The organism is Maricaulis sp., from assembly GCF_017642925.1.
Taxonomy (GTDB): domain Bacteria; phylum Pseudomonadota; class Alphaproteobacteria; order Caulobacterales; family Maricaulaceae; genus Maricaulis.
In genome coordinates, this window is record NZ_JAEPOL010000003.1 from 109,776 (window position 1) to 122,263 (window position 12,488).

Consider the following 12,488-nt stretch of genomic DNA (forward strand, 5'->3'; position numbering starts at 1 on the left):
CTACGAGCTGTAGCCGATCACCTCGCGGGATACGGTGTCCACCATCAGGTGCGCATCGGACAACCCGGTTCCCGACAGATCGTAGTCCGACAACTCACCCGTCGCGATCTTGAGCCGGCGGATTCCCACGCCGGGGATGTCGAGAGCAACGGCCTCGCCATTGTCAGTGAAGCCGGGGATCAGCGGATATTCCGCCTCGAACACCTCCGAATAGATCCGCTGGGAAGTCCCGTCCGCGACCCGGTAAATGTCGAACTCCCCGGTTTCGTCTTCGATGCGGACCTCCAGCACCGGAACGCCGTGTGCGTCGAGCACGACGAACTCGTTCTGCCCGGTCTCGAAAATCTGCTCGTCGCGATTGCCGTCCTCCAGACTGACCTTGAAGACAGTGGTCTCGTACCGGGCGTCCGAGCCCAGGCGCGACGCGTTCGGGTGGTTATTCCACCGGCCCGACATGGCCTCCAGAGCGACATGCTCGTCATCATCGACGAGCGCAGAGACAATCTGCCCCGGCACGAAAGCGCCGGGCATGTCGTCCAGCAGCAGCGCGGTTTCGCGGGTCCTCACGTTGAAAGAGGCCGCACGTGCCACGGTGATCTCGAGCTGGCCGTTCACCGTCATGATCTCGCGGAACGCGGCGATCGTGTAGATCAGATAGGTGTCGTTGACCCAGTAGAAACCGGTGATGCGCCCGCCATCCGGCGCCGGGATCGCGCTCAGCGCACCGCCGCCTGCCAGATCGTAGAGACAGATTTCGCGAGTTCCGCGCGGACTGCAGCCCGTCGCCAAAAGATCGCCGCTCGGCGACAGTTCGGCATCCCAGATGCGCGGCAGCGCGGCGTAGTCTTCAAGTTGATCCTGTGCTTGCGCACTCGCAAACGACATTGCCGCGGCAGCAATGCCAGCCAGAATTCCCCGCATGTATCCCCCCGGTAGAAAAACGGGGGCAGCCTACGGCATTCAACTGCAAATTCAACGATGAAGGGCAACAATTCCGGATGGCGTGCCAGGAAGATGCGATGGAGCGGGTGAAGGGAATCGAACCCTCGTCGTAAGCTTGGGAAGCTTCTGCTCTACCATTGAGCTACACCCGCCCGGGCGCTGGATATCCGCATGGATACAGCGAAATTTCCGGTGCGTGCAAGTGCGTTCATCCGGCGCCTGGCAGACCTAGTCCCAGAAGCTGGGCAGGCAGACGACAAGGAAGGTCAGCACTTCCAGCCGACCCAGCACCATCTCGGCGGAGAGCAGCCATTTTGCCGTATCGGGCAGCGTGGAGAAATTGCCCGCCGGGCCGATGATATCACCCAGACCCGGACCGACATTGGTGATCGCCGTCGCGCTGCCGGACAGCGCCGTCATGAAGTCCAGTCCGGTCATGGCCAGGCCGATGGCGAAAAGCAGGAAAGTCGCCAGGAAGACGACCACCATCACCAGCACACCGATCCATGCGTCCTCTTCCAGGCGGCGGCCGTCGAAGGTGCGCGCCACCACGCGCGACGGCATGACGGTCAGCATGAGGTGCCGCCGCACGACCTGGAACAGCACCAGGATGCGATAGGTCTTCACCCCGCCGCTGGTCGATCCGGTACAGCCGCCCAGGAAGGTGAGCGCAAAGAAGGTCGCGATCGTCGCGCTGCCCCAGGCGGTGTAGTCCGTGCTGGCAAAGCCGGTCGTGGTGACCACGGACACCACATTGAAGGCGGCGTAGATGATCGACTGGCCCAGCCCGTCCTCGGACTGGGTCGCATGCCACAGGCCCAGAACCAGCGACACGCCGGCGAGCAGCGCCAGCAGCGAGCGCACCTGCGGGTCGCGCAGGAAGATGGTGCGCTGGCCGTCGAGGAATTTCATGTAGGCCACAAACGGGATCGCACCGGCGATCATGAAGACGATCGCGATGGCGTGCAGCGCGCGCGGCTCGAAGAAGGCGAAGCTGGCATCGTGGGTCGAGAATCCGCCGGTGGAGAGCGTTGTCATCGCGTGGTTGATCGCATCGAAGCCGGACATGCCGAAACTGGCGTACAGCGCCGCGCAGCCCGCCGTCATGCACAGATAAATCACCAGGATCCGCACCACGAACACGTGGGCCCGCGCCTCGAACTTCTCGGAATGGTCGGAGCTTTCCGCCTTGAACAACTGCATGCCGCCCACCCGCATGAAAGGCAGCAGCGCCACCGCCGTCACGATAATGCCGACACCGCCGATCCATTGCAGGAAGGAGCGCCAGAGCAGAAGGCTGGCCGGCCAGGCGTCCAGCCCCTGCACCACGGTCGAGCCGGTCGTTGTCAGGCCCGAGGCGGCCTCGAAGATCGCATCGGTCCAGCTCAGCCCTGCAAACACGAAGGGGATGGCGGCGAAGACGGGCAGGATCGTCCAGCTGCCGGCCGTCACGATGAAGGCCTGGCGATGGTCCAGCTCCAGATCGGCGTCGCTGCGCGTCGCGGCGAACAGGACGATCCCCGTCCCCACAGCGGCCAGCATCGGCACGGCGAACATGGTGGGATGTGCCTCGGGCGCTGCCCATTCGACCAGGAGCGGGATGACCATCGTCGCACCCAGCCCCAGGACCAGAAGCGAGAGGATGTAGACGACGGGATTGACCTGACCCGGAACGCTCGCATTCCGGCGGCCGGCCTGCGCGCCCGTTGAAGACCGGTTGTTCATGCCGGCAACCTACTCCCAAGGCATTCCGGCCTGCCACCTCAAAATTCAGCACGCCCGCGGACAGACGGCGGGACGAAGTGCCGCTATCGTCATTCGCCCGCCGATCCGCTACCAACCGGCCGGTGCGGCGGCAGACACCGCCAGGCGGGAGAAACAGTCTTGGTCCAGCGCCTCTACATGATCCGCGTCCGCGGCCTGATGCGCAGCCAGCTGTGGGCGCAGATCCTTGTGGCCATGCTGCTGGCGATCGGCACCGGCCTCCTGCTCTCGCCGGACCTCGGCTCGCCGCTCGCCGTGCCGGGCGATACCGTTGCCGTCGTGGGCGAATGGCTGCGCCTGCCGGGGCAGATCTTTCTCAACCTGATCCAGATGGTGGTGATCGGCCTGGTCGCGACCTCGATCGTTCTGGGCATCACCTCCAGCGGCGACGCCAACATGCTGGCACGCGTTGCCGGGCGCATCGCCCCCTATTTCCTGATGACGACCACGATCGCGGTGCTGATCGGCTATGCCATCGCGACCCTGGTGCAGCCCGGCAGTTTCATCAGCCTGAGCGATGTCGCACCGGCCGCCGCAGGGTCCGGCGATGTCGATCTGGCCGCCACGCCGGCGCCCACCCTGGCCGGCTCAATCGCCGACATCATCCCGGCCAGCCTCGCCGAGGCAACGCTGAACGCCAATATGTTCCAGATCGTGGTCGCCAGCCTGATCGGCGGCACCGCCCTCGCCTCGCTGGGCATCGGCCGCGCCGCCCCGCTGATCCAGATCATCCAGCTGGTGCAGGACGCCTCGCTGACCATTGTCGGCTGGGCCATGCGGCTGGCACCGTTTGCCGTGTTCGGCCTGATTTCGGATTTCGTGATGCGGATCGGCATTTCCGCCCTTCTGGGCATGTCGGTCTATATTCTCTGCGTCGTCAGCGGTCTGCTGGTGCTGCTGGGCGTCTATCTGCTGATCGTTGCGGTCTTGGGCCGCCGCTCGCCGCTGGCCTTTGCCGGCACGGTCGCGAGCGCCCAGCTCCTGGCCTTCTCGACCTCCAGCTCGGCCGCCACCATGCCGCTCTCGCTGAAGACCGCCGAGCAGGGGCTGAAAGTCCACCCCGCCGTCGCACGCTTCGTCATTCCGCTGGGCGCGACGGTGAATATGGACGGAACCGCGCTCTACCAGGTGATCGCCGCGCTCTTCATCGCCCAGATCTACCAGGTCGAACTCAGCACGCCGGGCTTCATCATGCTGGTGGTGACGGTGGTCGGCGCCTCGATCGGCAGCCCCTCGACGCCGGGGGTCGGCATCATCATCCTGGCGGGCATCCTGCACTCACTGGGCATTCCGGCCTCGGGCGTTGCCATCCTGCTGGGCGTCGACCGCATCCTCGACATGTGCCGCACGGCGATCAACGTCACCGGCGACCTCGTCGCCTGTGTCGTGATGGACCGCTGGCTGGCTGGCGCCCTGGACGAAGACGACCTGGCAGCCCGGCCGCAAAACGAAGTCCGGTCATAGCCGCACCTTAGCCCGCTACTCTGGCGGATTGTGCTCCTGCAGGAACGCAATCAGATTTTCGTAGAGTTGGCGCTTGTGGCTGGTCGTCATCTGCGAGGAATAGTGACGCCCCCCCTCAATGACCACCAATTCATACGGCCGTCCCGCAGCATCCATCGCCTCCGCCATGATCTCGGCCTGCTCGAAGGGAACCACGATGTCCTCGGTGCCGTGGATGATCATCAGCGGTGCCTGGACCCGGCCGGCATGCAGAGCCGGCGAGATCGCATCGACATTCTCACGATGACGCCCCCGCCAATCACCGATATTCCGCGCCCAATAGAGTTGAGAGCCACCGCCGAGACGTTCCTGTTCATATTCCATCATGGCGGCGATGTGTGATACGCCCGCACCGGCAATCCCGCACCGGTAGCGGTCTGGAGTCAGTGTCATCGCGGCCAGCGTGGCGTAACCGCCATAACTCCAGCCGAACACACAGACGCGACCCGGATCGGCGAGCCCTTGGGCCACGATATAGTCGACGCCGTCGTCGAGATCGTGCTGCATCTCCTCCCCCCAGCGGGTGTAGCCCATCTCCGCGAACTCGGTTCCGAACCCGCCGGATCCACGAAACTGTGGCTGGAACACTGCATAACCGCGCGACGCCAACAGCTGTGCCCATTCATCGAAACCATAGCTGTCGCGCGCCTCGGGCCCGCCATGCGGCATCAATACCATCGGCAGGTCCGACGCCTCCCGCCCCGGCGGCAGCGTAAGATACCCAAACAGATCCAATCCGTCGCGCGCCTGGTACCGGATGATCTCGACAGGCGCCACTGCGGCGTCCGGAATACCCGGACGCGCCGCGCCGAGCAGCTGGACATCTCCGCTAGACCTGTCGACCAGATAGTAAGCCCCGGCCGTGTGTCCACCTTCGATATAGACGACCACCCTCCGCACTGCCCGGTCCCAGTCGATCAGGTGGACGTTGGAATCGGGAAAGAAGCCTTCGATCCGAACCTGAAGCTCCGCGAAATCGGGGTCGAAGAACTCGACTTGCCGCCGGCCATCATCCCAGACTGCGCCGATAACCGCATTGTTGCGCCAGTCGCGGACAAGGCTGGAGATGTCGGCAATCTCCGAGGCAACAACCGGTCCCTCAATCGCCTCCTCGACAAAGTCGTAGCGGAACAAGGCAGTCCGTCGTCCCGGCTGCCGCCCTGTCGGCGAACCATTTGTTTCTGAAAGAAAGTAGCCATAACGGCCGGTACTATCGAGGCCGGATATCCATTCGATCACGCCAATCCAGTCCTGCCAGCTCCGTGCTGCGAAGCGGAACTCCCGGTCAAGTTGATGGCGTTCGGTATAGACCCGGCGCCAGCGATCGCTGTCACCCCCGATCCTTGTCCACAGTTCATAGGGCTCACCAGGCGCTCGCCCGCCGCGTTGTCGCACGACGCTTCGATCATTGGCGTCGAGTACCATTTCAAAGTCCTGCGTACCAAGCTCCACGCGACTGCGGTCGTTCACGCGATCAAGATTCTGGGCGAACAAGCCATAGCCTGTTCCGCCCCGGACCCGGGTCCGGACATTGCCACCATGACGCTCAGCGGGCACCCAGGTCAGGACGGACCGCGGATCGGCCTCGTTGATTGAGGCGAATTCGGTGCCAATTTCCAGCTCGACCACATGTTGATCTTCGACCCGCATAAGATAGGAGCGCCGAAAATAGGCATCGTCACCAATGCCGAACCAGTTTCCGCGGTCGATATAGTCCAGCCACAGATGCGTGTCGGAGACGAAGAAGACGTTGGAAATCGCCTGGTCATCACCAACATCGATAACCAGGGGCGCCTGCGAACCGTCCAGCGGGAAAACAATCAGATTGCGTTCTTCCCAGCTGTCTCCGGATACAAACACCAGCCTCTCGCCGTCCGGCGATATCCGCACGTTCGACATGTTCGGCAGGACAACATAGTCCTCGATGGCTGGCGTCTGCCCCGTGGCCGCGCTCGTCAACGCGACCGCAGCTGCTACTGCACCAAAAAACTTCATAATGCCCCGCAGAATTGTTTCTGCGATTTGACATCACCATAGATTGCACATCAAGACCGAAAAAGAAGGGCCGATCCATCGATCGGCCCTTCTTCAGGGTGGGAACCCTAGATCAATCCGGTGGATTGTGCTCCAGCAGGAAACGTTCGAGATTGCTGTAGAGCTGCTCCATATTCGCAACCGTCATCCGATACGACTGGTGCGGCCCATCCTCGATGCGGACAAGTTCGTAAGGCTTGCCTACGCGGTCCATTGCCTGGGCCATCAACTCAGCCTGCTCATAAGGCACGATCAAGTCGTCAGTACCGTGGATCAGCATCAGCGGTGCCTGCACATGCTCGACTTGGCGCGCTGGCGAAATCCGCGTGATGTAGTCGGTTTCGCTGCGCCAGTCGCCGATGTACTCGGCCCAGTAAGTCACCGAAGCGCCACCGAACCGGCCAGTGACATAATCCATCATCGCGAACACGTCGGACACAGGCGCTCCGGCGACCACGCATCGGTAGAGTTCCGGTGTCAGTGTTGCCCCCGCGAGCGCGGCATATCCTCCATACGACCAACCGAAAATGCACACTCGGTCCTGGGCCGCCACGCCGGATTCCACCAGGTGATGAACGGCGTCGGAGATGTCGTCCTGCATCGAACGGCCCCACTCGCCGTGCGCCATGGTGATGAAATCGCGACCGAAGCCCTCTGAGCCGCGGAACTGGGGCTGGAACACAGCATAACCCCGCGAGGCCAGGAACTGGGCCCAAGGGTCGAACCCATAGAAGTCACGAGCTTGGGGACCACCGTGCGGCAACATGATCAGCGGCAGGTCTTGCGCTTCCCGCCCCGGCGGCAGCGTCAGATATCCGAACAGATCCAGACCGTCGCGTGCCTCATACTGGACGACCTGAACCTCGGCAACGACCTCGTCGGGAATCCGAGGCCGGCTCTGCGCCAGCAACGTGACGTCGCCTGTCTCGCGGTTAAGCAGGTAATAGGCGCCAGCCGTCGAGCCGCCTTCGATATTGACGATCACTTTGCGGAAATCGGTATCCCAGCTGGTGATGGTCACGTTCGAGGACGGAAAAAACCCTTCCAGCTGCTCCTGAAGAGCCGCAAAGTCGGGATCGAAGTAGTGGACCTTTTCCCGCTCCTCGTTCCAGCGAACACCAATGATCGCATTGGTGCGCCAATCCGTTATGAAATTGCCGACATCAGCAAGCTCGGACTGCAGCACCGGCCCTTCGATCTCGTTGGTCTCGAAATCGAAACGGAAGACTGCCATCCGATCGTCATTGACCCGCGATGTGAAATAGCCGTAGCGGCCCGTGATATCGAGACCGGCCATATTGGTCATCCGTCCGGTCCAGCGGTCAGAACGGCGGGCCCCGAACCGGAAACGCTCACGCTCAAGGTTCTCGGCGTAGACGCGCTGCCAGCGACCGCTGCGTCGCGACCACAGCTCGAACTCGCCGCCATCACTCGTATAGCGAACGATCGGTTCGTTCTCGGCATTCAGGATATAGTTGAAACCGCCCTCGCCGATAAAAACACGATCTCTATTGCGGTCGCGATCAAGGCCCTGACGATAGAGACCTACGGCTTGATCGACCCCGCCGCCGGCAGCGGGCGACCCCCGATTGTCTTGCAGAACAGGAAGCCATACCAAAATGCTATCGGGGTCCGACAAGTCGCGATTCGCTATCGTCGCGTAGTTGTTAAGCTCCCAGTTATCGCTTCCGTCATAGTCCACAACATAATTGCGAAAAACGTCAGCACGCTCACCTGCGGCAATGATGTCGCGCCGCTCGGAATAGGTGGCCGAGATGTGGTCGTCGTTCAGCCAGCTGACATTGACAAGCACTTGATCGTCACCGCCGTCGATGACATGAGACCCCTCACCCACGAGCGAATAGATGATGATATTCCGCTCGGCTCGGGTCTCGCCGGAAATAAACACCACACGCTCGCCATTCGGCGATAGCCGCACCGACGACATGTTCGTCATCGCTGCATAATCTTCAACACTGGGCGCAGGGGCCTGCGCCTGAACGGCCGAGCCGAAGCAAATAGCCACAATCGCCCCTAGAAAACGGGCCATAAATCCCCTCCCTTACTAAACCCCAATACGCGCGTCACCTTACGGTAAGATTTTATGCCGTGCGCGGTAGATCAAGGGATTTCCCCAGTTTGCCCCAAAAAGTCAGCGGAAAAACTTCGAAAGCTTCAGTCCCTGGGCCTGATAGTTCGAGGCTACGCGGCCATAGGGGATTTCGGGTGCTTCGCGCATCGGCTCGTAGACCAGCCGGGCGATCGGCTGACCGTGTTCGAGAATGAAGGGCACGTCGCGGCCGCGCACTTCCAGCACTGCGCGCGAGCCTGTCCCGCCCGCCTCGGCAATGCCGAAACCAGGATCGAAGAAGCCGGCATAGTGGGCGCGGAACTCGCCGATCTCGGTGGCGATGGGCGCCATCTCCGCTGCCTCTTCCGCGCCGATCGACACGGCCTCCCGAGATGCCAGGATGTAGAACTCGCCCGGATCCAGGATCAGGCGGCGGTCAGGCGCGTACATCGGCTCCCAGAACCGGGTGCGCTCATGCCCGCCGATCTTCGCCAGATCGACCAGCCCGGCATGGCGGCGGGCGCGATAGCCCACAATCCCGTCCTCGAAACCGGCAAGATCGACACTGACCGTCACATCGCGCAGCGGCACATAGGCGCCTTCGCGGAAACGGATCTGGCTGAGCCGGTCGCCCGTTCGGGCAAGGATGGAGAAGGTGCAGGGGCAGATCTCGGCATAGAGCGGACCGTCATAATCCTCCGGCGCCTGGTCAAAGGCGACGCCATGATCGGTAATCACCCGCGTGAAGACGTCGATCCGGCCGGTCGAGCTTTTCGGATTCATCGCGGCGCTGAGGCCCGGCGGCAGTTTCAGCCGCTCCTGCAGGGGCGCGAGGTAGACGCAACCCGTCTCCAGCACTGCCCCGTTGGTCAGATCGACCGTGTGCATGACCACGTCTTCATCGAGCCGGTCCGACACGGTCCGGCCCGGGCCGGGCAGAAAGCTCGCCCGCAAACGCCAGGCATGGCTGCCCAGTCTGAGATCGATACTGGCGGGCTGGATCTGGCCCTCTGCCGGAGACGTGTCAGCGGAAATGACGCCGGTGTCGAACAGGGTTTTCAGCCGGTGGTCGGGCAGGATTCCGGAGGCGGTCATGATCGTCCATGCGGTTGCCGGGCGGGGACGACCACATGTCCCCCATCTGCCGCGCCCTGTCCAGACGCGCTGACCGTGGGGGTTGAGCCGGACCCGCGCGAAGAGGATTATGCGCGCCGGAGCGCGCCTGAAGGCTGCGCAGTGAGGGCGGAAGCGCAGCATGTACGAGCACGAGAGCAGCGGCGTGAAGATCAGCGTGATGCCGGACTATCTGGAGGACGAATCCGATCCGGATGAAGGCCGCTATGTCTGGGCTTACACGATCGAGATCGAGAATACCGGCCATGAAGCCGTGCAGCTGCTCGCCCGCAAATGGGTGATCACCGACTCCATGGGCCGCACCGAGCATGTGCAGGGCGAAGGCGTGGTCGGCGAGCAGCCGGTCATCGAACCGGGTGAATGCTTCCGCTACACGTCCGGCGCGCCGCTGGGCACACCGTCCGGCTTCATGCAGGGCAGTTATGAAATGCGCCGCCGCAATGGCGAGAGTTTCGCGGCGATCATCCCCGGCTTCTCGCTCGACCGGCCGACCGACCGGGTCCAGCTGCACTGATGCGGCCGCACCGGCCTGTTTTCTGGGGTTCGCCGTGACCACATCCCTGCGACAGGTCCTGTTCATGGTGGGCATCATGGTCGCCGTCCTGGCCGCCGCGATGGTTTTCCCGGCCATGCTGGATGCGGCCGAAGGTGACGGGGAAAGCGCCAGCGCCTTCTTCATCTCCTCCATCCTGGGCATGTTCATCGGCGGCGCCACGGCGCTGGTCAATCGCGGCCCGGTCGACTCCATCACACCACGCACGGCCTTTGTCCTCACGGTCGGCGCCTGGCTGGCGCTATCCGTCTGTGCCGCACTGCCGCTGCGCCTCGCCGGCGAGGGACTGAGCTGGACCGACGCCTTCTTCGAGGCGGTCTCGGGCCTGACGACGACCGGGGCCACCGTGATTACGGGCCTCGACTACCGGCCAGAGGGCCTCCTGCTCTGGCGCGCCATCCTGCAATGGATCGGCGGCATCGGTATCATCGTGACGGCGATGGCCTTCTGGCCGATGCTGGGCATTGGCGGCATGCAGCTGTTCCAGCTGGAAACGGGCGACAAGTCCGACAAGATCCTGCCGCGTGCAACCCAGATCGCCGCCAGTATCTCGCTGATCTACCTGATCCTGACGCTGATCTGCTTCTTCGCCTTCATCGCGGTGGGCATGGACTGGCTGCACGCGCTCTGCCACGCCATGTCGACGCTCTCGACCGGCGGCTTCTCGGCGTCGGACAATTCCATGGGCAATTACGTGCACATGGGCGCGGACATCATCACCACCGCCTTCATGATCCTGGCTTCCCTGCCCTTTGTGCTGTTCATCGTGGCGATCCGCGGCAAGCCCGTGGCTCTGTGGCGGGACGCCCAGGTGCGCGGCTTTCTGCTTGTGGTGACCGTCGCAACGGCCTTCCTGACCGTACTCCTCTGGGTGACGGGCGCACACGAGGAAGGCGGCGCGATCCGGCAGGCGGCCTTCAACTCGGTCTCGATCATCACGGGGACCGGGTTTGCCACAGCAGACTATGGCGCCTGGGGTCCGATCTCCCAGGCCGCCTTCTTCGTCTTCATGTTCATCGGCGGCTGTGCCGGTTCGACGACGTGTTCGGTGAAGATCTTCCGCTACCAGATCGCCGGCACGGCGATGCGGCGTTACCTGGCGAAACTTCTGCGTCCCAATGCGGTGATACCGATGCACTATAACGGTCGCATAGTGGATGAAAAAACGCTCCACTCCGTACTCGGATTCTTCTTCGTCTTCTTCGCCGTCTACGCGATCACTGCAGCGCTGCTGTCGGCGATGGGGATGGATACGGTGTCGGCGCTGTCGGGTGCGGCGACCAGCCTGACAAATACCGGTCCGGGCCTGGGTCCGATCATCGGTCCGTCGGGCACGTTCGCCCCCCTCTCCGATCCGGAGAAATGGCTCCTGACCTTCAACATGTTCATCGGCCGGCTGGAAGTGATCGCGGTCCTGGTCTTCCTCAGCCCGCGCTTCTGGCGGAACTAGGAGCGTTTCCAGCGAAAGTGGGAACCGGTTTCGCGGTTCGAAGATGCGGCCACTCAGGACTCAGCATTTTCAGCGAAAGTGGGAACCGGTTTCGCGGTCCGGAAATGCGCTAGCGACTAGCCGCCGCAGCAACCTCTTCGAGGCCGAAGCCCCAATCCTTGTTGCAGTACTCGCAGGTCATCACGATGGCGCCGCCGGTTTCCATTTCCGCGCGGTCTTCCGGCGGGAAGCTGGCGACGATGCCGAGCAGGCGCTCGCGTTCGCACGAGCAACGCCGGGCGATCTGGGCGGGCTCGAACAGGCGCACGCCATCCTCGTTGAACAGGCGATAGAGCAGATTGCCGGCCGACAGGTCGGGATCGAGGAGTTCGGCGTCCTCGACGGTCTCGTAGAGCGCGCGGACATGATCCCAGTCATCCCGGGCCGAACCGCGGGTCTCGTCGCCGGCGACCTGCTGCAGCATGGCTCCGCCGCCACGCCAGGCGCGGGCCTCGCCTTCCTTCCAGCTTTCGCCGATGGCGATCCGCAGGCGCGTGGGTGTCTGTTCGGACTGGGCGAAATAGCCTTCCGCGACCTGCGAAAGGGACGCACCCTCGAGCGGAACGACGCCCTGGTACTGGTCCTTGTCGGGACCATAATCGAGCGTCATCGCGAAGGCGCCCTTGCCCAGGAGACGCTCCATCAGCGTGTCGCGGGGCGGGTTATCGGCGAGCACGGCCTCGACGGCTTCACGGTCGATCTTGGCAAAGCCGCGCACGCCCTCACCGCTGACATATTCGGCCACGACAAAGCGGATCGGACCCGACCCGTTCGCCTGCACGATCAGCCGGCCGTTGAATTTCAGCGCATCCCCGACGAGGGCGGCGATGATCACCGCCTCGCCGAGCAGATGGGCTACCGGTTCGGGATAGGCGTGCGCCGACAGGATCGCGTCCAGCGTCGATCCCAGGCGGCAGACACGGCCGCGCACGGCCCGTCCCTCAACCTGGAAACCGGCCACGATATTGTCATGCTCTCCAAGCGGATCGCTCACGCCG

General features: G+C 63.3%; 9 protein-coding genes and 1 tRNA gene. 3 read left to right on the forward strand and 7 right to left on the reverse strand.

The annotated features are described in order from the left end of the window. The 3 genes from JJ918_RS03500 to JJ918_RS03510 all read right to left on the reverse strand — a co-directional run bounded on the left by JJ918_RS03500 (position 1) and on the right by JJ918_RS03510 (position 2,667). Positions 1–921 carry a hypothetical protein gene (locus JJ918_RS03500; RefSeq protein ID WP_291883316.1) on the reverse strand — a complete coding sequence of 307 codons (921 nt, stop codon included), beginning with the start codon at positions 919–921 and terminating at the stop codon, positions 1–3. 99 nt (positions 922–1,020) lie between these two features. Beyond that, positions 1,021–1,094: transfer RNA gene (locus JJ918_RS03505), tRNA-Gly, on the reverse strand. Positions 1,095–1,170: 76 nt separating this feature from the next. Further along, positions 1,171–2,667: a TrkH family potassium uptake protein gene (locus tag JJ918_RS03510; RefSeq protein WP_291883319.1), complete on the reverse strand. Its 1,497-nt coding sequence runs from the start codon at positions 2,665–2,667 to the stop codon at positions 1,171–1,173. A 159-nt stretch (positions 2,668–2,826) separates the two neighbouring features. On the opposite strand from JJ918_RS03510, the gene JJ918_RS03515 reads away from it, so the two are divergent. Beyond that, positions 2,827–4,170, forward strand: a complete 1,344-nt coding sequence (locus JJ918_RS03515; RefSeq protein WP_291883321.1) for a dicarboxylate/amino acid:cation symporter — start codon at positions 2,827–2,829, stop codon at positions 4,168–4,170. 15 nt (positions 4,171–4,185) lie between these two features. Here the strand turns inward: JJ918_RS03515 and JJ918_RS03520 are convergent, their stop codons facing one another. The 3 genes from JJ918_RS03520 to JJ918_RS03530 form a co-directional block, all read right to left on the reverse strand. Further along, positions 4,186–6,204, reverse strand: a complete 2,019-nt coding sequence (locus tag JJ918_RS03520) for a S9 family peptidase (RefSeq protein ID WP_291883324.1) — start codon at positions 6,202–6,204, stop codon at positions 4,186–4,188. Between the two features lie 112 nt (positions 6,205–6,316). Next, a complete protein-coding gene (locus JJ918_RS03525; RefSeq protein WP_291883326.1) occupies positions 6,317–8,293 on the reverse strand; it encodes a S9 family peptidase in 1,977 nt (658 codons plus the stop codon). Positions 8,294–8,395: 102 nt separating this feature from the next. Continuing rightward, positions 8,396–9,409, reverse strand: a complete 1,014-nt coding sequence (locus JJ918_RS03530; protein ID WP_291883328.1) for a 2'-deoxycytidine 5'-triphosphate deaminase — start codon at positions 9,407–9,409, stop codon at positions 8,396–8,398. Between the two features lie 160 nt (positions 9,410–9,569). Here JJ918_RS03530 and apaG point away from each other — a divergent pair, with 160 nt between their 5' ends. Together apaG and JJ918_RS03540 are read left to right on the forward strand one after the other, a co-directional pair. After that, positions 9,570–9,962, forward strand: coding sequence for a Co2+/Mg2+ efflux protein ApaG (gene apaG / locus JJ918_RS03535; RefSeq protein ID WP_291883331.1), 393 nt, complete (start codon positions 9,570–9,572; stop codon positions 9,960–9,962). Positions 9,963–9,996: 34 nt separating this feature from the next. Then, on the forward strand, positions 9,997–11,451 hold the full coding sequence (locus JJ918_RS03540; RefSeq protein WP_291883334.1) for a TrkH family potassium uptake protein: 1,455 nt from the start codon (positions 9,997–9,999) through the stop codon (positions 11,449–11,451). Between the two features lie 109 nt (positions 11,452–11,560). Here the strand turns inward: JJ918_RS03540 and JJ918_RS03545 are convergent, their stop codons facing one another. Next, on the reverse strand, positions 11,561–12,484 hold the full coding sequence (locus JJ918_RS03545; RefSeq protein ID WP_291883337.1) for an Hsp33 family molecular chaperone: 924 nt from the start codon (positions 12,482–12,484) through the stop codon (positions 11,561–11,563). Positions 12,485–12,488: the final 4 nt, after the last annotated feature.